General features: G+C 48.7%; 14 protein-coding genes and 2 riboswitches. Of the genes, 12 read left to right on the forward strand and 2 right to left on the reverse strand.

Going from position 1 to position 21,852, the window contains the following annotated elements:
• The first annotated feature begins 156 nt into the window (after nucleotides 1–156).
• The 6 genes from rpoB to tuf all read left to right on the forward strand — a co-directional run bounded on the left by rpoB (nucleotide 157) and on the right by tuf (nucleotide 12,240).
• On the forward strand, nucleotides 157–3,879 hold the full coding sequence (rpoB, locus tag C1A02_RS01010) for a DNA-directed RNA polymerase subunit beta (RefSeq protein WP_101696348.1): 3,723 nt from the start codon (nucleotides 157–159) through the stop codon (nucleotides 3,877–3,879).
• A 14-nt stretch (nucleotides 3,880–3,893) separates the two neighbouring features.
• On the forward strand, nucleotides 3,894–7,439 hold the full coding sequence (gene rpoC / locus C1A02_RS01015; protein ID WP_101696349.1) for a DNA-directed RNA polymerase subunit beta': 3,546 nt from the start codon (nucleotides 3,894–3,896) through the stop codon (nucleotides 7,437–7,439).
• Nucleotides 7,440–7,730: 291 nt separating this feature from the next.
• Complete coding sequence (rpsL, locus tag C1A02_RS01020) at nucleotides 7,731–8,159, forward strand: 30S ribosomal protein S12 (protein WP_101696350.1); 429 nt, start codon at nucleotides 7,731–7,733, stop codon at nucleotides 8,157–8,159.
• Nucleotides 8,160–8,305: 146 nt separating this feature from the next.
• The gene (gene rpsG / locus C1A02_RS01025) at nucleotides 8,306–8,776 is read left to right on the forward strand and encodes a 30S ribosomal protein S7 (RefSeq protein WP_207204863.1); all 471 of its coding nucleotides are present in this window, start codon (nucleotides 8,306–8,308) and stop codon (nucleotides 8,774–8,776) included.
• A gap of 77 nt (nucleotides 8,777–8,853) precedes the next feature.
• The gene (gene fusA, locus C1A02_RS01030) at nucleotides 8,854–10,932 is read left to right on the forward strand and encodes an elongation factor G (protein ID WP_101696352.1); all 2,079 of its coding nucleotides are present in this window, start codon (nucleotides 8,854–8,856) and stop codon (nucleotides 10,930–10,932) included.
• A gap of 102 nt (nucleotides 10,933–11,034) precedes the next feature.
• Nucleotides 11,035–12,240 (forward strand): elongation factor Tu, encoded by a 1,206-nt coding sequence (gene tuf, locus C1A02_RS01035; protein WP_101696353.1) that lies wholly within the window; start codon nucleotides 11,035–11,037, stop codon nucleotides 12,238–12,240.
• Between the two features lie 329 nt (nucleotides 12,241–12,569).
• Here tuf and mltG read toward each other — a convergent pair whose 3' ends face one another.
• Nucleotides 12,570–13,679 carry an endolytic transglycosylase MltG gene (gene mltG / locus C1A02_RS01040; protein ID WP_101696354.1) on the reverse strand — a complete coding sequence of 370 codons (1,110 nt, stop codon included), beginning with the start codon at nucleotides 13,677–13,679 and terminating at the stop codon, nucleotides 12,570–12,572.
• A gap of 150 nt (nucleotides 13,680–13,829) precedes the next feature.
• Entirely contained in the window at nucleotides 13,830–14,738 is a 909-nt protein-coding gene (locus C1A02_RS01045) for a DMT family transporter (RefSeq protein WP_101696355.1), read from the reverse strand.
• A gap of 311 nt (nucleotides 14,739–15,049) precedes the next feature.
• A riboswitch (FMN riboswitch) is annotated at nucleotides 15,050–15,179 on the forward strand.
• A gap of 77 nt (nucleotides 15,180–15,256) precedes the next feature.
• Here C1A02_RS01045 and C1A02_RS01050 point away from each other — a divergent pair.
• The 6 genes from C1A02_RS01050 to C1A02_RS01075 all read left to right on the forward strand — a co-directional run bounded on the left by C1A02_RS01050 (nucleotide 15,257) and on the right by C1A02_RS01075 (nucleotide 21,815).
• Nucleotides 15,257–15,829, forward strand: coding sequence for an ECF transporter S component (locus tag C1A02_RS01050; RefSeq protein ID WP_101696356.1), 573 nt, complete (start codon nucleotides 15,257–15,259; stop codon nucleotides 15,827–15,829).
• Between the two features lie 74 nt (nucleotides 15,830–15,903).
• Nucleotides 15,904–16,005, forward strand: a riboswitch (SAM riboswitch).
• An 84-nt stretch (nucleotides 16,006–16,089) separates the two neighbouring features.
• Nucleotides 16,090–17,271: a methionine adenosyltransferase gene (metK, locus tag C1A02_RS01055; RefSeq protein WP_101696357.1), complete on the forward strand. Its 1,182-nt coding sequence runs from the start codon at nucleotides 16,090–16,092 to the stop codon at nucleotides 17,269–17,271.
• A 126-nt stretch (nucleotides 17,272–17,397) separates the two neighbouring features.
• Complete coding sequence (locus C1A02_RS01060; RefSeq protein ID WP_243577874.1) at nucleotides 17,398–17,742, forward strand: glycosyltransferase family 2 protein; 345 nt, start codon at nucleotides 17,398–17,400, stop codon at nucleotides 17,740–17,742.
• A 50-nt stretch (nucleotides 17,743–17,792) separates the two neighbouring features.
• Nucleotides 17,793–20,009: an SF1B family DNA helicase RecD2 gene (gene recD2, locus C1A02_RS01065; RefSeq protein WP_101696359.1), complete on the forward strand. Its 2,217-nt coding sequence runs from the start codon at nucleotides 17,793–17,795 to the stop codon at nucleotides 20,007–20,009.
• A complete protein-coding gene (locus C1A02_RS01070) occupies nucleotides 19,999–20,682 on the forward strand; it encodes a ComF family protein (protein ID WP_101696360.1) in 684 nt (227 codons plus the stop codon). The genes recD2 and C1A02_RS01070 overlap by 11 nt, the downstream gene beginning before the upstream one ends.
• A gap of 107 nt (nucleotides 20,683–20,789) precedes the next feature.
• Nucleotides 20,790–21,815: a rod shape-determining protein gene (locus tag C1A02_RS01075; RefSeq protein WP_101696860.1), complete on the forward strand. Its 1,026-nt coding sequence runs from the start codon at nucleotides 20,790–20,792 to the stop codon at nucleotides 21,813–21,815.
• Nucleotides 21,816–21,852 lie beyond the last annotated feature (37 nt).

Genomic DNA, 21,852 nt, shown 5'->3' on the forward strand with positions numbered 1-21,852 from the left:
TATCGATTTTCTCTTAACTTTAATCCTATTTTAGCATGGTTTTTTCAAAAAGGCAAGAGCATCTTTTAAAATTTTACCGAAGCGGTGGTGTGCACCAACAGAAAGTTTGTTTATCTTACAAAGATGGTGAAATATATGAATGGAGTGATTGAGCCAATGGTGAATGTCAAACCGGTACAATTAGGCAAAAATACTCGCATGAGCTTCTCTCGGATTGATGAAGTCCTGGACATGCCAAACCTCATAGAGGTACAGAAAAATTCCTATCGGTGGTTTTTGGACGAAGGTCTGAAAGAAGTTTTCCGGGATGTCTCCGGCATTACGGACTACACCGGGAATTTGGTGCTTGATTTTGTGAACTATAAACTGGATGACAAACCGAATTACAGCGTAGAGGAGTGTAAAGAGCGTGACACCACATACGCTGCGGCTCTTCGGGTTACAGCCCGGCTTCTGAACAAAGAAAGCGGAGAAATCAAAGAGTCTGAAGTGTTTATGGGTGATTTTCCGCTGATGACCGACAGCGGTACTTTTGTAATCAACGGCGCAGAGCGCGTCATTGTATCGCAGCTGGTTCGTTCCCCCGGTGTCTATTATAAGATGGAATATGACAAGACCGGTAAGGAACTGTTCAGTGCTACGGTTATCCCGAACCGGGGCGCCTGGTTGGAGTATGAAAACGACGCCAACGATGTGTTCTATGTTCGGATTGATAAAAACCGTAAAATTCCGATTACTGTGTTTATTCGTGCCTTAGGGCTCAGCACGGATGAGGAAATCCGCGAGTATTTCGGGGAAGACGACCGTATTTTGGCTACTATTGAAAAAGATCCCTGCAAAAATACGGAAGAGGCTCTGTTTGAAGTTTACCGTAAATTACGCCCCAGTGAGCCGCCCACCATCGAAAGTGCTCAGACACACATCAACGGCTTGTTTTTTGATGCACGCCGTTATGACCTTTCTCGTGTGGGTCGCTATAAATACAATAAAAAGCTGAATTTGGCCGGCAGAATTACCGACCAGCAGCTGTCGCGCCCCATTATCAACCCGCTGACCGGCGAGCTGATGGCAGAAGCGGGCGAAGTGATTTCCCACAGCAAGGCTGTTGAAATTGACGACGCCGGTGTTTCTACTGCTTATGTGCAGATGGGCGAGCGGGAAGTCAAAGTGATTTCTAACGGCATGGTCAATGTGAACGATTTTGTTTCGTTTGACGCCAAAAAAGAATGCGGCCTGAATGAGCGTGTGCGTTTCAGCGTTCTGGTAGAAATTCTGGAAAGCTGCGGTGACGAGGAAGAGCTGAAAGAAACTCTGCGTGTTCGAGCAGACGAGCTGATTCCCAAGCACATTATTATTGATGACGTTTTCTCTTCCATTAACTTTATGAACTGCCTGGCCATGGGTCTGGGCCACATTGATGATATTGACCATTTGGGCAACCGCCGCATCCGTTCTGTGGGTGAACTGCTGCAGAATCAGTTCCGCATCGGTTTTTCCCGTTTGGAGCGTGTCATTCGGGAAAGAATGACGCTGCAGGCACAGGATTTGGAGATTCTGACGCCTCATTCACTGATTAACATTCGTCCGGTTGTTGCAGCGATTAAGGAATTCTTTGGTTCCTCGCCGTTGTCTCAGTTCATGGATCAGAATAACCCCCTGGCGGAATTGACGCATAAGCGCCGCCTGTCCTCTTTGGGCCCCGGCGGTCTGTCTCGTGACCGCGCCGGATTTGAAGTTCGTGACGTTCACTACAGCCACTATGGCCGTATGTGCCCTATCGAAACCCCAGAAGGCCCCAACATCGGTTTGATTTCTTATTTGGCTACCTTTGCCCGCATTAACGAGTACGGCTTTATTGAAGCGCCGTTCCGCAGTGTGAATAAAGAAAACGGCTGCGTTACCTCTGACGTGGTGTATATGACCGCGGACGTAGAGGATGATTTTATCGTGGCACAGGCCAACGAACCGCTGGATGACGAAGGACATTTCATTCATCCCAAAATCAACGGTCGTTACCGTGATGAGTTCGTGCAGGTAGAAAGCGCCCGCGCGGATTATATGGACGTTTCTCCCCGTATGGTGGTATCTGTGGCAACGGCCATGATCCCCTTCTTGGAAAACGATGACGCCAACCGTGCGCTGATGGGTTCTAACATGCAGCGGCAGGCGGTTCCGCTGCTCAAAACAGAGGCTCCCATTGTTGGTACCGGTATGGAATACAAAGCGGGTGTTGACTCCGGTGTTTGCGTGCTGACAAGGCGCGCGGGTGTTGTTCGCAGCGTCAGTGCGGATGAGATCCGTATCACTGCGGATAACGGCGAAGTGGACACCTATCATGTTACAAAGTTTATGCGTTCCAACCAAGGTACCTGCATCAATCAGGTTCCCGTGGTGGAAAGAGGACAGCAGGTCGAAGCCGGCGAAGTCATTGCTGACGGTCCTGCTACCGAAAACGGCGAAATTGCTCTGGGCAAAAATGCTCTGATTGGCTTTATGACCTGGGAAGGTTATAACTATGAGGATGCCGTTCTTATCAATGAAAAAATTGTTCGTGACGACGTTTATACCTCAATCCATATTGAGGAATACGAAATCGAAGCCCGTGACACCAAGCTGGGGCCGGAGGAAATCACCCGGGATATTCCCAACGTGAATGAGGATCTGCTCAGCGATCTGAATGAAAATGGTATCATCCGCGTGGGTGCCGAGGTTCGTGCCGGAGATATTCTGGTGGGTAAGGTAACCCCCAAGGGCGAAACCGAGCTGACCGCAGAAGAGCGTTTGCTGCGTGCTATCTTTGGTGAAAAAGCCCGCGAGGTTCGCGACACCTCTCTGCGTGTTCCCCATGGTGAATACGGCATTGTGGTTGATGTGAAAGTGTTTACCCGTGAGAACAGCCACGACGAGCTGAGCCCCGGTGTCAACAAGGTGGTTCGCTGCTATATTGCCCAGAAACGTAAGATTTCAGTAGGCGATAAGATGGCGGGTCGTCACGGAAACAAGGGTGTTGTTTCCCGTATTCTGCCCCAGGAGGATATGCCTTTCCTGCCGGACGGCACTCCTTTGGATATTGTTTTGAACCCCTTGGGTGTTCCTTCCCGTATGAACATCGGGCAGGTATTGGAGGTTCATCTGGGCCGTGCTGCCAAAGCACTGGGCTGGAAGATTATGACCCCTGTATTCGACGGCGCGCATGAAGATGACATTCGTGCATGCTTGACAGCCGCCGGAATGAGGGATGACGGAAAGGTAGAATTGCGCGACGGACGTACCGGCGAGCTTTTTGATAACCCCGTAACCGTGGGATATATGTACTACCTGAAGCTGCATCACTTGGTTGATGATAAGATTCATGCCCGTTCCACCGGACCTTACTCGCTGGTTACTCAGCAGCCCTTGGGTGGTAAGGCACAGTTTGGCGGACAGCGCTTCGGAGAGATGGAAGTTTGGGCTCTGGAGGCTTACGGCGCGGCTTATACCCTGCAGGAAATCCTGACGGTGAAGTCTGATGACGTGGTGGGTCGTGTCAAGACTTACGAAGCCATTGTGAAGGGCCAGAATATCCCCAAACCCGGCGTGCCGGAATCCTTTAAGGTTCTGATTAAGGAATTGCAGTCTTTGGCCCTTGACGTAAAGGTTCTGGACGGCAACAACGAAGAAATTGACCTGAAGCAGAACTTTGACGATGACGATGTGGGCTTTACCCCAACCAGCGATGCCTTTGACGAACCGACTGTTTCCACACAGGATAGCTTTGAAGGCTATACTCTGGAAGATCCGGATCTGGAAGAGGAAACTGTGGAGGAGGAGCCGGATCTGTTTTCAGAGGAAGAGGATGACGAGGATCCGTTCAGCAGCGACAGCGATGATATGGAATAGTAGGGGGTTGCAATATGGAATTTAACGTATTTGAGTCAATGAAAATCGGGCTTGCATCGCCGGATACCATTCGGGAATGGTCCCATGGCGAGGTAAAGAAACCCGAAACGATCAACTACCGAACCCTGAAGCCGGAGCGCGACGGACTATTCTGCGAAAGGATTTTCGGGCCGCAAAAGGACTGGGAGTGCCATTGCGGAAAGTATAAAAGAATTCGTTACAAGGGCAAGGTTTGCGAACGCTGCGGCGTGGAAGTAACTCGTGCCAAAGTGCGCCGTGAGCGGATGGGCCACATTGAGCTGGCGGCTCCGGTATCTCACATCTGGTATTTTAAGGGTATCCCTTCCCGCATGGGTCTGATTCTGGATATTTCGCCCCGTATGCTGGAAAAGGTTCTGTATTTTGCCCTTTATATTGTAACGGATCCGGGCAATGTGCGTGAGCTTCAAAAAAAGCAAATGCTCAACGAAAAAGAATACCGCGATATGCGCGAAAAATATGAAGACGATTTTCAGGCCACTATGGGTGCAGAAGCAATTCAGACCTTACTGGCAGAAATCGATTTGGAAAAAGAATCTGCTGAGTTAAAGGCAGAGCTCATTAATGCTTCCGGCCAAAAGCGTGTTCGTATTTTAAAACGTTTGGAAGTCATTGAAGCATTCCGCATTTCGGGCAACCGCCCGGAATGGATGATCATGAATTCGGTTCCGGTGATTCCGCCGGATCTGCGCCCCATGGTTCAGCTGGACGGCGGCCGGTTTGCCACCTCTGACCTGAACGATTTGTACCGTCGTGTGATTAACCGAAACAATCGTCTGAAAAGACTGTTGGAACTCGGTGCACCGGATATTATTGTCCGCAATGAAAAACGCATGCTGCAAGAAGCGGTGGATGCTCTGATTGATAACGGCCGCCGCGGCCGCCCGGTCACAGGCCCCAACAACCGGCCCCTGAAGTCCCTTTCTGATATGCTGAAAGGTAAGCAGGGACGGTTCCGCCAGAACCTTTTGGGAAAACGTGTTGACTATTCCGGCCGTTCGGTTATCGTTGTTGGTCCTGAACTGAAAATGTATCAGTGCGGACTTCCCAAGGAAATGGCGCTGGAGCTGTTTAAGCCCTTTGTCATGAAGCGCTTGGTAGAAACCGGCCTGGCCGGGAATATCAAGGCGGCAAGAAAGGCCGTGGAGCGTGCCAAGCCCGAGGTTTGGGATGCTTTGGAAATCGTGATTAAGAATCACCCGGTTCTCTTGAACCGTGCACCTACTCTTCACCGTTTGGGCATTCAGGCCTTTGAGCCCGTTTTGGTAGAGGGCCGTGCACTGAAACTGCACCCGCTGGTATGTACTGCGTACAATGCCGACTTTGACGGTGACCAGATGGCGGTTCACGTTCCGCTTTCTGCAGAAGCTCAGGCAGAAGCCCGTTTCCTGATGTTGGCAGCCGGCAACCTGCTCAAACCTTCTGACGGACGTCCGGTAGCGGTTCCCACACAGGATATGGTGTTGGGTTCCTATTATCTGACACTGGAGAAGGACGGCGAGATGGGCGAAGGCAAGGTGTTCCGCAACGTGGAAGAGGCCCTGATGGCTTATGAAACCAAAGTGGTCAGCTTGCACGCCAAAATTAAAGTGCGCCGCACCATGGAGATTAACGGCCAGATGGTAACCGGCATGGTGGATTCCACTGTGGGCCGCATCATCTTTAACCAGCCCATTCCTCAGGATTTGGGATTTGTTGACCGTTCTAACCCCGATAATCTGTTGAAATTTGAAATTGATTTCTTGGCTGGAAAGAAACAGCTGGGTAAAATCATTGACCGGTGCATCCGCAAGCATGGCACTTCCAGAACAGCAGAAGTGCTGGACAGCGTGAAGGCACAGGGCTATAAATATTCCACAAAGAGCGCAATTACCGTTGCGGTTTGCGATGCAACCATTCCTGAGCAGAAAAAGGCTTTGATTAAAGAAGCGGATCATCAGATCGACATGGTGACCGACGAATATCGCAATGGTTTGCTTTCTGAGTCTGAGCGCTATAATGCGGTTCTGAAAATCTGGGAAAAAACCACCAACGAAGTAACGGATGCGCTGCAAAGCGGATTGGATCGCTACAACCCCATCTTTATGATGGCGGACTCCGGCGCCCGTGGTTCTATGAGCCAGATTCGTCAGTTGGCAGGTATGCGTGGTTTGATTGCAAATACCTCTGGCCGTACCATTGAAATTCCCATTAAGGCCAACTATCGTGAAGGCCTGAACGTTTTGGAATACTTTATTTCTTCTCGTGGTGCCCGAAAGGGTCTGGCTGATACCGCGCTGAGAACGGCGGACTCCGGTTACCTGACCCGTCGTCTGGTTGACGTTTCGCAGGAAGTCATTATCCGCGAGAACGACTGCGGTGCTATTGATGGTCTGGAGGTCTTTGATATCCGCGAGGGCAGAGAATCTATCGAGCCTTTGACCGAGCGTTTGCAGGGTCGTTATTTGGTGGATGACTTTATCGATGAAGCCTCTGGCGAGATTTTGGTCTCGAAAGATAAGCTGATGGATGAGCAGGATGCGGAACTGATCGTATCCAAGGAAGTCACTCACATCAAGATTCGTTCGATTCTGAACTGCCGCGCGAAGCACGGCGTGTGCAAGAAGTGCTACGGTGCCAACTTGGCCAACGGCCAGCCTGTCAACGTGGGCGAGGCTGTGGGTATTATCGCAGCGCAGTCCATCGGTGAACCCGGTACACAGCTGACCATGAGAACGTTCCACACCGGCGGTGTTGCCAGTGCAGAAGATATTACTCAGGGTCTGCCGCGTGTTGAAGAGCTGTTTGAAGGCAGAAAGCCCAAGCACTTGGCGATTATCAGTGAGATTACCGGTGTGATTTCCTTTGAGGAAGTCAAGAAAAACCGCCATGTTGTCGTGACTGACCGGGAAACCGGCGATCAAAAGTCTTATCTGGTTCCCTTCGGTTCCCGCATCAGCGTGAAGGAAGGCCAGGAAATAAAGGCCGGCACCAGACTGACCGAAGGTTCTGTCAATCCTCATGACGTTCTGGCCATCAGCGGTCCGCAGGCCGTGCAGGATTACCTGATTCAGGAAGTTCAGCGCGTTTACCGGATGCAGGGTGTTGATATCAACGATAAGCATATCGAGGTTATCGTGCGTCAGATGATGAAGAAGGTTCGCGTGGAAGATGCAGGCGACACCAACCTGCTGCCCAGCGCTTTGGTGGATAAGAGCGACTTTGAAACCGAGAACGAGATGGTTCAGCAGCGTATGGACGCAGGAGAGGCGGAGCTTCACCTGGCAACCTGCACCCCCATGCTGCTTGGTATCACCAAGGCTTCTTTGGCTACCGATTCGTTCCTGTCTGCGGCGTCCTTCCAGGAAACTACCCGCGTGCTGACCGATGCAGCCATTAAGGGAAAAGTCGATCCGCTGCTGGGCCTGAAAGAAAACGTTTGTATTGGTAAGCTGATTCCCGCCGGCACCGGCATGAAGTGCTATGGTGATGTGGAAGTGGATTCGGAAAAGCCGGTATTGACAAACGACGCGGTATCGTGATAAAATAACCAATTGTGATGATTTACGAATGGAACAGCGAAAATCCTGCTCGAACTATCGTGAATTTGGGCAGGATTCCGCTGTGTTTTTGTGAGTTTTTTACAAAATTCGTCACTTGTTTTTTTGCTTTTGTTCTTGGGTTAGAAGCCGGCAATTGAAAAAATCAATTAAAAATTTTGTTAAATCATTCCATTCGGGTGAAAACAAAGACAAGCAATTAAAGTATCTTTACGGTTAATACGGGAAATATATGCCTGTTTAACATATAAAATTCAAGTGAGGAGGTGTCATATGCCCACATTTAATCAGCTGGTCCACAAGGGCAGAGAAGTCAGCGAAAGAAAGGCCAAGGCCCCTGCGCTGCTGAAAGGTTGGAACTCTAAGAAAAGAATTGCAATCGATCAGGATTCCCCCCAAAAACGTGGTGTTTGCACTGCTGTTAAAACTGCAACTCCGAAAAAGCCTAACTCTGCATTGAGAAAAATCGCCAGAGTACGTCTTTCCAACGGAATTGAAGTGAGTGCTTACATTCCCGGTGTTGGCCATAACTTGCAGGAACACAGCGTTGTAATGATTCGCGGCGGTCGTGTAAAGGATTTGCCTGGTGTGCGTTACCACATCATTCGCGGAACTCTGGATGCCCAGGGTGTTGCGAAACGTATGCAGGCCCGTTCTAAGTACGGCGCAAAGCGTCCGAAGCCCGGCGCAGCGAAAAAATAAGGGCTGACCGAACATGACAGAAACCTTACGGCTGCGTGTTTTTACACACTGGCGGCGTTTTTATAAATTAAGAACGTCTCCCTGGCCCACGGGAGTTTGTCCTTTCGAGTACCTATGATATCATTATTGTGAAGGAGGGAAGTAAAGTGCCAAGAAGAGGTTCTATCGCAAAACGTGATGTTTTGCCCGATCCGCTTTACAAATCCAAGATTGTCACCAGACTGATCAATAACATTATGCTGGACGGTAAGAAGGGGGTTTCCCAGAAAATCGTTTACGGTGCATTTGACATTATCAGTGAGAAGACAGGAAAAGACCCGCTCGAGGTTTTCGAGCAGGCAATGGAGAACGTGATGCCTTCTTTAGAGGTTAAAGCTCGCCGCGTGGGCGGTGCTACCTACCAGGTTCCTATGGAGGTTCGCCCCGAAAGAAGACAGACACTGGGTCTGCGCTGGATGACAAAGTATTCCAGACTGAGATCCGAAAAGACCATGAAAGAAAGACTTGCCGGAGAAATCCTTGATGCGATTAATGGTGCCGGTGGCGCTGCTAAGAAGCGTGATGATACGCATAAAATGGCAGAGGCTAACAGGGCGTTTGCTCATTACAGGTGGTAATTTTCCGGCGCTGACCGAAAGATTTTCCGTGTTTTGCATAATGAGCGGACACATTTTTCAGATTTAAGGAGGAAACTATGCCTAGGCAGGTATCGCTTCAAATGACAAGAAATATCGGCATCATGGCTCATATTGATGCCGGTAAGACAACCACTACAGAACGAATTCTGTATTATACGGGAATTAACCATAAAATCGGTGAAACCCACGATGGCTCCGCAACAATGGACTGGATGGCACAGGAGCAGGAGAGAGGTATCACCATCACATCTGCTGCTACCACCTGCTTTTGGAAGGGGCATAGAATCAACATTATTGATACTCCCGGCCACGTTGACTTTACCGTTGAGGTAGAGCGCTCTCTGCGCGTATTGGACGGTTCCGTTACCGTTTTCTGCGCTAAGGGAGGGGTGGAGCCGCAGTCTGAAACCGTTTGGCGTCAGGCAGAGGAATACAAAGTTCCCCGCATGGCGTATGTGAATAAAATGGACATCATGGGTGCGGATTTCTATCGCGTTGTCCAGATGATGAAGGATCGCCTCAAGTGCAATGCGGTTCCGATTCAGCTGCCCATCGGCAGTGAGGATGTCTTTAAGGGCATCATCGATTTGGTTGAGATGAAAGCCTATGTGTATTATGATGACATGGGCAAAGATATTCGCCAGGAAGAGATTCCTGAGGATATGATGGAACTGGCAGAGAAGTATCACACCGAGCTGCTGGAGCATGTTGCAGAGCAGGATGATGAACTGTTTGAGAAATACCTGGAAGGTGTTGCTCTGACAGAGGAAGAAATTCAGACCTGCATCCGCAAGGCAACCCTTGCAAATGTGATGGTTCCTGTTTGCTGCGGTACTTCTTATAAGAATAAAGGCGTACAGAAACTGCTGGATGCCATTATTGCTTATATGCCCGCCCCCACAGACATTGAGTCCATTAAGGGTGTGAATCCGGATACCGAAGAGGAAGAGGATCGTCATTCTTCTGATGAAGAGCCTTTCTCTGCTTTGGCTTTCAAGATCGCAACCGATCCCTTTGTGGGCAAGCTGTGCTTCTTCCGTGTGTATTCCGGTTCTTTGAATGCCGGTTCTACTGTCTACAATTCCACCAAAGGCAATAACGAGCGTATTGGTCGAATTCTTCAGATGCACGCAAACCACCGTCAGGATATCGAAACCGTTTATGCGGGCGATATTGCCGCTGCGGTTGGTGTGAAGCACACCACTACAGGTGACACCCTGTGCGATGAGAAGCACCCGGTTATTTTAGAATCCATGGAATTCCCCGAGCCTGTTATTCGTGTTGCTATTGAACCGAAAACAAAGGCCGGTCAGGAGAAAATGGGTATCGCTCTTGCAAAACTTGCGGAAGAAGATCCCACCTTTAAGGCATATACCGATACCGAAACAGGCCAGACCATCATTGCCGGTATGGGTGAGCTTCACTTGGAAATCATCGTAGACCGCTTGCTGCGTGAATTCAAGGTAGAAGCTAATGTTGGTAAGCCCCAGGTTGCTTATAAGGAAACCATCCGCAGAAATGCGGAAGCGGACACCAAGTATGCAAGACAGTCCGGCGGTAAGGGCCAGTACGGTCACGTTAAGATCCGTGTCGAACCCAACCCGGGCAAGGGCTATGAATTTGTCAATGCTACCGTTGGCGGATCGATTCCGAAGGAATATATTCCGGCAGTTGACCAGGGTATTCAGGGCGCAATGCTGTCTGGTATTTTGGCTGGCTACAACGTAGTTGACGTAAAGGTCACCCTGTATGATGGTTCTTATCATGAGGTTGACTCCTCTGAAATGGCGTTTAAGATCGCCGGTTCGATGGCCTTTAAAGAGGCGATGAGAAAAGCAGATCCGGTTCTGATGGAGCCGATCATGAAGGTTGTTGTTATCGTTCCCGATGAGTACATGGGCGACGTTATTGGTGACCTGAACTCTCGCCGTGGTATGATTCTGGGTATGGACGCTGTTTCCGGTGCCCAGCAGATCAATTCCGAAGTTCCGCTTTCTGAAATGTTTGGTTACGCAACCGATATGCGTTCTAAAACACAGGGTCGCGGACAGTACGTTATGGAGCCTGCGCACTACTCTGAGGTGCCGAAATCTGTGTCCGAGCAGATCATTTCAGACCGCTCCAAGAAAGAGTAAACAACCTGTCTAAATGGGCTTGATTTTTCACTTTTATCTTGTTAGAATAGGCGTAGCTTAACAGAAAATATTGATATTGTATAATAAAAAGGAGGATTTCCAATGGCAAAGGCAAAGTTTGAAAGAAACAAACCGCACGTAAACATTGGTACCATTGGTCACGTTGACCACGGAAAAACCACTTTAACTGCTGCAATCACCAAGGTTTTGAACCTGGCCGGCAGTTCTGAGTTTGTTGATTATGCTAACATCGATAAGGCTCCCGAAGAGAGAGCACGTGGTATCACGATCAACACTTCTCACGTTGAGTATCAGACTGAAAACCGTCACTATGCTCACGTTGACTGCCCTGGTCACGCCGACTATGTTAAGAATATGATCACCGGTGCTGCTCAGATGGACGGCGCTATCCTGGTTGTATCCTCTGCTGACGGCCCCATGCCTCAGACCAGAGAGCACATCTTGCTGTCCCGCCAGGTTGGCGTGCCGCACATTGTTGTGTTCATGAATAAGGCTGATCAGGTTGACGATCCCGAGTTGCTGGATCTGGTTGAAATGGAAATCCGTGACCTGTTGAACGAATATGAGTTCCCGGGCGATGATACACCCATTATTCGCGGTTCTGCTTTGCAGGCTTTGGAATGTGCTTCCAAAGACATCAATGCTCCCGAGTACAAGTGCATCATGGACTTGATGGCTGCAGTTGACTCGTTTATCCCCACCCCTGAGCGCAAGGCTGACCTGCCCTTCTTGATGCCTGTTGAAGACGTATTCACCATCACCGGCCGCGGCACTGTTGCTACCGGTAGAGTGGAGCGTGGCCAGCTGAGAACTTCTGAAGAAGTTGAGTTGGTTGGTTTGACCGAAGAGCGCCGCAAGGTTGTTGTTACCGGAATTGAAATGTTCCGTAAGATTCTGGATTACGCTGAGGCTGGCGATAACGTGGGCGTTTTGCTGCGTGGTATTCAGAGAACTGAAATCGAGCGTGGCCAGGTTCTGGCAAAGCCCGGTTCCATTCATCCTCATACCAAGTTCAAGGGCCAGGTTTATGTCCTGAGCAAAGAAGAAGGCGGACGTCATACTCCTTTCTTCAACAACTATCGTCCTCAGTTCTATTTCAGAACAACAGACGTTACCGGCGTTATCTCTCTGCCCGAGGGCACCGAGATGTGCATGCCTGGCGATAACGTTGATATGGATGTTGAGCTGATTACCCCCATCGCTATTGAAGAGGGTCTCCGCTTTGCTATTCGTGAAGGCGGCCGTACCGTTGGTTCCGGCGTTGTAACCGGCGTTATCACTGGCTGATAACTGCCTTTATCGCATAAAATTGTCCCCGGTCTTTTGACCGGGGACTTTTTGGTTTGCGCTTTCCATAAAAGGTTTTCCTTCAAAAATAGCGATGCTCAACTCCTTTTTCTAAGAGGGGAACAAAATTTTAGGCAAAGAACTTCTGGTCGGATGATCTCTCAGGCACTTTGCCTTTTTGTTATAAAGGAATCGCAATGCTGATGAACAGAACTTTTATTAGGAACGCAATTATTTCTGAGCCCATTCCATCAAGTGGAAGAAAAGAGCCAAAAAAAGAACAGCACAGCTCTTCTCAGAAGCTGTGCTGTTCTTTTTTATCTATCGGCTTACCGCAGTCCGGCAAGAATCAGATTCTGATTGTGTTCCTCTAAGGTAGAAGCATAATAAGGTGTTCCGGAAGCAGAGTGGCAGAAGTAGTAATAATTGGTGCTTGTGGGATGAAGTGTGGCATCGATGGCATTCGAGCCGGGATTGCAGATTGGCCCGGCCGGCAAACCTGAAATAGTATAGGTATTATAAGTGCTGGAAAAACCGGCTGGTATTTCTGCTTTGGAACGGTAGGGATAATACATAGTAGAATCAAATTGAAGTTTGGGAATCCCGTTCTGTGCCCCGTCCCTCAGGCGGTTATGCAGGATAGAAGAAATCATATACATATCGCTGGTATTTGCGGCTTCTGCCTGAATCAGCGAAGCTATTGTTAATGTTTGATCTGTGGTCATTCCTGCTGCTGCAGCCTGTGCCTCCAGTGTAGAAAGCTTGTTTTGCATATTGTTCAGCAGGCGCTTGAGGGCGTTGGCTGCACTGTCTTCCCGATAAAAATTATAGGTGTCGGGGAAGAGATATCCCTCTAATTTATAATAGCGGGCAGAGGCATTCGGTAAGGTGCTCAGGAAAGAATAACTGTCAAACTGAGTGCTTTTGGCCGCTTCAAGGACATCGTTGGCACTGCATACCCGGTTCTTTTCCAGTAAAGCGGCAATGCTCATTACCGTGGAACCTTCTGGAAAGGTCACATTGACTGTGGACGAAAGATCAGACTGATGAATGAAAGAGGTAGTCCAGTTGGTCACCCCATGGGGTTTTGCGCCGGTTTCCACTGTTACCTGAATCGACGCATGAACGCCTTTGATTTCAGAAGTAATATATGTTGTGCCGGGCTTCAATCCGGTAATGCGATATTTTCCCGTGCCCGCAATAGGGGTAACTTTAGCAATTCCGTCTCGGGAAGACCAAACTTTGACGTCCTCTTGTTTGAGCATTGAACTGTCAAGAGAGGCCTTAAAATCGTAAATTCCTCCCGGGGGCATGATATAACTGGTGGTGTCCATGCTCAGTTTGCCGATGATATCTGTGTCTGCCGCAAAAGCAGTGATAGGGGCTGCCGACATAATCGCTGCCAATAAACAGGCAAGCATTTTTTTTGATTTTCCCATCCTATAAACTTCCTTTCTCTATTCCTGATTGCGAAATGATGAAACTTTTTTGATTGGATCAAATTTGTATCTCCAGAAATTAAATTTCTATTTTTGCATAAAAAGGTTTTACTGATCATAAAAAATAAGGCTTTTGGGGTAGGCTGCCGGTTATTCTCTGCGGGGTGACTTCAAAAGATTAAACCCGATGGCTCCGGCTAATACGGCAGCAATTCCAATGTAGTGGTAATAATACATCGGCTCATGCAGGAAGATGGTGCCGGCCAGAATGCTGATAACCGTAGAGAAATTAGTGAACAACCCCACCTTGGTGGCTTCTAACCGGCTGACTGCATAGGTAGAAAGCAGTGAAGTAATAAAGGAAGATAAAAACCCAAGGCAGAGAATGGCGACGACAAAAGTAAAATCGGTAAAAGGCTGAAAGTAAGAACTCAGTTCGCCAGCGTACAGATGCTGGGCAATTGAAATTACATTGAAGACAATACAGCCCAAAATACTAATCACATATACAATGGTTAATACGGAATACTGGGTAGTTAACTTTCGGGCCAATACGGTATAAAAGGCAAATGCGACAGCCGACAGCAGAATAAAGAAGAATCCCCAATAGCTGTAATTGGAAACACTGAAACCATTCATCACATGGATGAAGATAATTCCCGATACCGACAAAAGCATCAGACCTTTTTGCAGAGCCGTGATGGTTTCTCTTAACACCACATGGGCAATGATCAAGGTTAAGATCGGAATAATAGCAGAAATGACCCCAGCTTCGGAAGAAGAGATGCTTTGCAGCCCAAGGGTTTGAAATAAAAAGAAACCGATGGGATAAGCCAGGCTGTAAGGAGCAATTTTGAGAAAATCTGACCAGCGCACCTGAATGTTTTGGGGCCGGATTGCCTGATAAATCAACACGCTTACTGCGGCAACGGTGAACCGATGAGCCAATAATTCCATGGTGCCCACACTGGTCAGAGCGATTTTTACAATTAAAAAGGACAGTCCGATAATAAGGGACTGAACCGTAATTGCCACATAGGCCTTTGTTGTGTTTTCCATAACATCTCCTTATCAAATTCATTTTGGCTGCGTAACCGCATTCAGTAATTGTCACATTCTGGTACTATTGTATTACGAAATGAGTTAGAAGGCAATCTTTTGCAAAGGCTCTTTTGATAATTTTATTCTTTTTTCAGACGATATTCTATGTATTAATGATTTTTAAGAATTCTTTCAATGAATCATTCGATCTGTTGTCGTTTATGCAGTCAACATTATAAAGCAATTTGCCTGTGATTTCTTTGCGAAAAACAAACGGGCATATTGACAAAATGTTATCATTAGAATATAATAAGAACAACAAATTAATAAGCTGTCTTCGGGGCGGGGTGTGATTCCCCACCGGCGGTAATGCGGCCATGAGCCGTTAGCCCGCGAGCATTTGCAGATTTTGGTGAGATCCCAAAGCCGACGGTATAGTCCGGATGGAAGAAGAACTGCGCATTTGCGCTTGTTTGTCCCGCAGATTTCTGCGGGATTTTTTTTCGTTGACAGCGAAAAAAAGGAGAGAAAACACGATGCACAAACCCATGTCCAGAAAGAAGATTGTCCATATGGCTCAGCTTGCCATGCTGGCGGCGATTTCTTTGGTCTTAATCGCTTTTGTAAGAATTCCTTTGGTTCCGGCCGCACCGTTTCTGGAGTACGATATGGCCGATGCGCCCATTTTGATTGGAGCTCTTTTGTTTGGTTCCGGCCCTGCGCTGGCAGTTCTTTTTGTGGTTTCTACCATTCAGGCTTTTTTGTTCGGCGGCAATGGATGGATTGGCCTGGTCATGCATTTTATTTCTTCTGGCGCTTTGGTGCTGCTGGCCGGCGAGTTTTATAAAAGAAAACATAAATTTTCTGATGCCATTATCGGTATGGTATTAGGCAGTATTGCAATGACATTGATTATGATTCCAATGAATTACATCTTTACCGTTCACTTTTTCGGCGTGCCCAAAACGGTGGTGGATGCAATGATGCTGCCCGGCATTATTCCGTTTAATTTGCTGAAAGCTTCGCTGAACAGCGGAATTGCAGCGGTGCTGTTTCGTTCTCTGCAGCCATTTGTTCAAAAAAATCGAGAGATGTTTCATCCGATTTAGCAGATATTTTTTTGATTTTTGTTATCAATTGCAAACAAAATATGCTATACTATAAGTAATCACAATAGAATAGATCCTTATCAAGAGTGACGGAGGGAACAGGCCCTGTGATGTCCGGCAACCTGCGCGTTAGGCGCAAGGTGCCAATTCCTGCGGATAAAGCCGACAGATGAGGTTAGTTTCCACCGTTTGGCTTTCCAAGCGGTGGTTTTTTTATTGATTCTATTCAATTTTAGTTATTCGTTACAGGAGGCGTATTCATGTCAAAATATTTCTTTACATCGGAATCGGTGACAGAAGGACATCCCGATAAAGTGTGCGACCAGATAGCGGATGCTGTCTTGGATGAGATTCTGGCTCAGGATGAAAAAGCCCATGTGGCTTGCGAAGTAACCGCCACAACCGGTTTGGTTCATGTGATGGGTGAAATCTCTACAGAATGCTATGTGGATATTCCCGCCATTGCCCGCGGAGTAATCCGTGAGATTGGGTATGATAATCCCCAATATGGTTTTGACGGCAATTCCTGCGGCGTGATTACATCCATTGATGTACAGTCGCCGGATATCGCCATGGGCGTCAATCAGTCCTTAGAAGCAAGAAGCGGTGCCACGGACGAAAATGATTTGACCGGTGCCGGGGATCAGGGCATTATGTTTGGTTATGCCTGCGATGAAACCCCCACTTTGATGCCGCTTTCGATTTATCTGGCTCATGCTTTGGCCAAACAGCTGGCCAAGGTAAGAAAAGACGGCACGTTGTCTTATCTTCGCCCGGACGGAAAAACTCAGGTTACCATTGAGTATGATGGGGACATCCCCCGGCGTGTAGAGGCAGTTGTGGTATCCACCCAACATGACCCGGATGTGACTCAGGAGCAGATTCAAAAAGACATTTTAGAAAAAGTAATCCGCCCGGTGATTGCCCCCGAGCTTTTGGATCAAAACACCAAATATTATATTAACCCCACCGGTCGTTTCGTGGTGGGCGGCCCGGTGGGTGACAGCGGACTGACTGGACGCAAAATTATCGTGGATACCTATGGCGGATATGGCCGTCATGGCGGCGGTGCTTTTTCCGGTAAGGATCCGACCAAGGTGGATCGTTCGGCCGCTTATGCTGCCCGCTATGTGGCGAAAAATATTGTTGCTGCCGGTCTTGCCAAAAAATGCGAGGTTCAGTTGGCCTATGCCATTGGTGTAGCGCGCCCGGTATCTATTTTAGTGGAAACCTTTGGCACTTCTTCTTACACCAGTGAACAGCTGGAAGCAGCGATTAACTGGGTGTTTGATTTGCGCCCCACCGCACTGATCAAATCGTTGGGGCTCAGTCGGCCCATTTACCGCTCTTTGGCCGCCTATGGCCACATGGGACGCGAAGATTTGGGAGTCGCATGGGAAAAAACTGACAAAGTGGGGCTGCTTAAAGCCGCTTTGGCCTGATTTTTTCTGGATTATTCTACACCATCAAGGCTGTGTTTTCGGAATTTCCGAATGCACAGCCTTTGCTATTACTGTCATTTTTTCTTTTCTGGCATAACATAAATTGAGGTGATAATGATGCCGGATATGATTGGCAGAATTCTGGTGGCATTTTTCGCGGTGATTGGCCTGACGGAGCTGTGCCGTGTCGTATTGTTCTGGCTGATCCGCCCCAGAAAAGAAGAAAAAATGACGGTATTGGTCTGTGTGTCGGGAAAAGATGACACGGTGGAATACCGAATTCGCGGAGCGCTGGAAAAACTGCGTTGGATGCGCCATGGGGGACAAAAAGAGATTTTGTGCGTGGATTGCGGCATGGATGCCGAAACCAGACAAATCTGTGAAGCATTTGCAAACGCCCATCCCTGTGTGCGCCTGTGTATGGCAGAGGAATTACCGAAAACACTGCGTGTGGAATTTGCAAATACATAGAAAAAGGATTATACTGAAAAGAAAACAGATGTACGACTGAGGATGGAGTTATGCAGGAAAAACAATTGCTGGAAATGACCGGTTCGGTGGAAGAGATCGTCTTTAGCAATGAAAATAACGGATATAAAATACTGGAGCTGAAAGCAGGGGAGGAGCTTGTCACTGTGGTGGGAACCCTTCCCTGGGTCAGCTGTGGGGAAGAGCTGCGTGTCATTGGCACATGGATTCATCACCCCAGCTTTGGCCAGCAGTTTAAGGCAGAAGCGTTTGAACGGTTTAAGCCCACAACAGTGGATGCCATCCTGAAATATTTATCCTCCGGCGCCATTAAAGGGGTGGGGGTAGCAACTGCCACCCGCTTGGTAGAAACCTTTGGGGAAAACACGCTGGAAATTCTGGAGAACGAGCCGGAGCGCCTGTGTGCTGTTAAGGGAATCACCAAAGCCAAGGCGACAAAAATTGCTCAGGAGTTTCAGCGTATTTATGGAATTCGGGAGGTTATGCTGTATCTAAGCCGGTTTGGCATCACCCCGGAAGAAGCCCTTCGGGTTTGGAAGCAATACGGTCCTTCCGCGGCGGAACTGATTCAAACGGATCCATTTTTACTGTGTGCCGATGGAGTGGATATCGACTTTGGGCGTGCGGATTTGATTGCGGAATCCGCCAGCGTGGAACAGGACGACTTTTCTCGGCTTCGGGCAGGCCTGCACTATGTGCTGCGGCACAATACCAATAACGGACACACCTGCCTGCCCGCGGACAAGCTGATTCCCGCCGCTGCCCGACTTTTGGGGGTAGAGCCGGAACGGGTGGCCTCCGCTTTGCAGGAGTTGAAAGAAGAACATGTTTTGATTCCCCAGCTGTTTCAGGAGAGAGAATATATTTATCTGCCCCGTTATTATCAGTCCGAAGCCTACTGCGCCGGGCGGCTGTTAATGCTTTTGCGTTACCCTGCTCAGTCCATTCGGGGAATTGACGGGCACATTTCGGCTGTGGAGGAACGGTTGGGCATCGAGTATGCCGAAGGGCAGAAAATGGCGATGCGGGAAGCGCTGTCTAAGGGAATGCTGATTTTGACCGGCGGCCCGGGCACGGGAAAAACCACGGCTTTGAATGCGATTATTTCTATTTTGGAGCAGCAGGGCGAAAAGGTGCTTTTGGCGGCACCCACCGGCCGGGCAGCCAAACGGATGTCTGAAGTGACGGGCAAAGAAGCAAAGACCATTCACCGGCTGCTTCAGGTGGAGTGGAATGACCGGGATACTCCTACCTTTGCCCGCAACGAAAAGAATCTGCTGGACTGCGATTCGCTGGTGTTGGACGAACTTTCTATGGTAGATGTGCAGCTGTTTGAAAACGTGCTGCGGGCGCTTCCTTTGGGGTGTCGGCTGATTTTGGTGGGGGATTGCGATCAGCTGCCGTCTGTGGGTGCCGGGAATGTGCTGGGGGATTTAATTCGGTGTGAAAAATTTCCCGTGGTGCAGCTGCAAGAGGTGTTCCGGCAGTCTATGAACAGCCTGATTGTTCGAAATGCCCACCGGGTGGTGGCCGGGGAAATGCCGGAATTGTTTGACCGAACCGGGGATTTCTTCTTTATGCCCATGCGGCAGGGGACGCAAATTTCCGAAACCATTGTGGGGCTGTATACTCAGCGCCTTCCCAAAACCTATGGGTATGAGCCCACCACAGACATTCAGGTGCTTTGCCCCGGCAAAAGGGGCGAGGTGGGAACGGTGGAAATGAACCGCCGTTTGCAGCAGGCGGTAAACCCGCCGGGACCGAATAAAAAAGAAATTACCGTTAACGGCATTACCCTGCGAACCGGCGACAAGGTGATGCAGATTCGCAACGATTACAATTTGACCTGGATGAAATCAGACGGAACCGGAGGCGAAGGCGTTTATAACGGCGACGTGGGAATCCTGCTGGAAATTGATAAAAGAGCAGCGACGTTGACTGTGCAGATGGACGACCGGTATGTGCTTTACCCCATGGATAACGCCGGAGAATTGGATTTGGCCTATGCGATGACGGTACACAAAAGTCAGGGCAACGAATTTCAGGCCGTTGTGATTCCCATGTTTTCAGGGCCATCTCAGCTGAGCTACCGGAATCTTTTGTACACGGCGATTACCCGTGCCAAGTCCCTTTTGATTTTGGTGGGTATGGAACAGGTCATTTCCGCCATGGTAAACAATAACCGCAAAACATTGCGGTATTCCGGACTTTCCTGGTTTTTATCGGAGGAAAGCGTCCATGAAATTTAAACAATGGTGGAATACGGTGTTAGAGTATGTGTATCCGCCGCGGTGCATCTTTTGCTCAAAAGTGGTGCCTCCCGGTCAACAGTGCTGTTCTGGCTGTTTTGAGAATGTTGTGCCGGTATTTTGGCATTCTCGTATGATGCAAAGCCAAACCGGGAAGACTTTTTACTGTATTGCGCCGGATGTTTATGAATCGCAGATTCGCAAGGCCATGTTGGCTTTTAAGTTTCGCGGCAAGCAAAAACATGCGAAATTCTTTGCTCGAAGAATTTTAGAACAGCTGAAGCAGGAACAGCTTTTGGGCGAGGTGGATGTCATTACCTCGGTTCCTTTGTCACCCAACCGGAAAAAGCAGCGCGGCTATAATCAGTCGGAACTGATTGCCCGGGAACTGGCGTTTTTGACACAGATTCCATATTCCACTGTATTGGAAAAAACAGTGGAAAATCACGAGCAGCACAAGCTGCACAGCCGGGAGCGCCGCAAAAATGTAGAAGGGGTCTATCAGCCGCTCCCTATGGCAGAAATTAAGGGCCGGCATTTTTTGCTGGTGGATGATATTATGACGACGGGTTCCACTTTGGACGAATGTGCGGGGGTGCTGTTTCAGGAAGAGGCAACGCTTGTGCTTTGTGCCGCAGCAGCCAGAGTGTTGTTGGAAGATGTTTCCTGTTGAAAAAAGAACTAAAATGTTCTATAATATAATACTATAGTTTTATTTGGCGTGCGTCCCTTTTGGGCGTGAAGCCTTCTAATTGTGAAAAGGGGCAGGTGATCCTCGCAGTGCTTGGTACAGATATTGCAATTGATCTTGGTACATCATCCGTAAAAATATATCTGGACGGAAAAGGCATTATTTTAAATGAGCCGTCCGTCATTGCATACGATCAGGAAACAGACGACATTGTTGCCATCGGACAGGAAGCCTATGCTATGGTTGGGCGGACTTCCTCTAAAATATCGGTGGTGCATCCGCTGTGCAACGGGGTAATTTCAGATTTTGCTCTGGCGCAGTATGTCATTAATCATTATTTAAAGAAAATCAGCGGCAGCAAGGTGTTTATGCCCCGGGTTGTGGTTAGCGTGCCCTGCGGCATCACCGAGGTGCAAAAGCGCGCTGTGGTGGATGCAATCAGTTCTGCCGGGGTACGAAAAATCTGCCTGATTGAAGAACCTGTGGCCGCGGCTATGGGCGCGGGTGTGGACATTTCGGTGCCGCATGGCTGTTTTGTCATTGATATTGGCGGGGGAACCACCGACATGGGGGTTATTTCTTTGAGCGGTGTTGCCATTTCTCGTTCGATTAAGGTGGCGGGCAACACCTTTGACGAGGCCATTATCAAACTCGTGCGCCGCAAGCATAACCTTTTGATTGGCAGCCGTATGGCAGAGGAAGCGAAAAAGGCTATTGGCTGTGTGTATCCTCGCCAAGAGGTAACCTCGTTCCGGGTAAAAGGACGCAATATGCTGACCGGACTTCCCCAATGGGCAGATATCACCTGTGACGAGGTTCTGGAATCTCTTTTAGAGCCTGCCATGCAGATTATTCGTGCCGCTCAGGAAGTGTTGGAGCAAACGCCGCCGGAACTGATGGGCGATATTTATACAGACGGCATTATTCTGACCGGTGGTTCCGCGCAGCTGTTTGGGTTTGATACGCTGATTGGAAAAAAGACCAAAATGAAAGTTTTTGTCCCAGAAGAACCAGAAAGCTGTGTCGCCAAGGGGGCAGGCAAAGCCATTCCCTTTATCGACGATATGGAAAATAAAAATTACGGTGTCCTCAATCCGCTGAGCGCCGCTTATTAAAACCAGACAGATAGAATACTTTTATCATCTGCATGAA

Source organism: Clostridium minihomine (assembly GCF_900240385.1).
Taxonomy (GTDB): domain Bacteria; phylum Bacillota; class Clostridia; order Oscillospirales; family Acutalibacteraceae; genus Faecalispora; species Faecalispora minihomine.

Bases quoted from the DNA above. Each gene is read 5' to 3' on its own strand.
- rpoB (WP_101696348.1), top strand. From the start codon at position 157: ATGGTGAATGTCAAACCGGTACAATTAGGCAAAAATACTCGCATGAGC.
- rpoC (WP_101696349.1), top strand. From the start codon at position 3,894: ATGGAATTTAACGTATTTGAGTCAATGAAAATCGGGCTTGCATCGCCG.
- rpsL (WP_101696350.1), top strand. From the start codon at position 7,731: ATGCCCACATTTAATCAGCTGGTCCACAAGGGCAGAGAAGTCAGCGAA.
- fusA (WP_101696352.1), top strand. From the start codon at position 8,854: ATGCCTAGGCAGGTATCGCTTCAAATGACAAGAAATATCGGCATCATG.
- tuf (WP_101696353.1), top strand. From the start codon at position 11,035: ATGGCAAAGGCAAAGTTTGAAAGAAACAAACCGCACGTAAACATTGGT.
- mltG (WP_101696354.1), bottom strand. From the start codon at position 13,679: ATGGGAAAATCAAAAAAAATGCTTGCCTGTTTATTGGCAGCGATTATG.
- C1A02_RS01045 (WP_101696355.1), bottom strand. From the start codon at position 14,738: ATGGAAAACACAACAAAGGCCTATGTGGCAATTACGGTTCAGTCCCTT.
- C1A02_RS01050 (WP_101696356.1), top strand. From the start codon at position 15,257: ATGCACAAACCCATGTCCAGAAAGAAGATTGTCCATATGGCTCAGCTT.
- metK (WP_101696357.1), top strand. From the start codon at position 16,090: ATGTCAAAATATTTCTTTACATCGGAATCGGTGACAGAAGGACATCCC.
- C1A02_RS01060 (WP_243577874.1), top strand. From the start codon at position 17,398: ATGATTGGCAGAATTCTGGTGGCATTTTTCGCGGTGATTGGCCTGACG.
- recD2 (WP_101696359.1), top strand. From the start codon at position 17,793: ATGCAGGAAAAACAATTGCTGGAAATGACCGGTTCGGTGGAAGAGATC.
- C1A02_RS01070 (WP_101696360.1), top strand. From the start codon at position 19,999: ATGAAATTTAAACAATGGTGGAATACGGTGTTAGAGTATGTGTATCCG.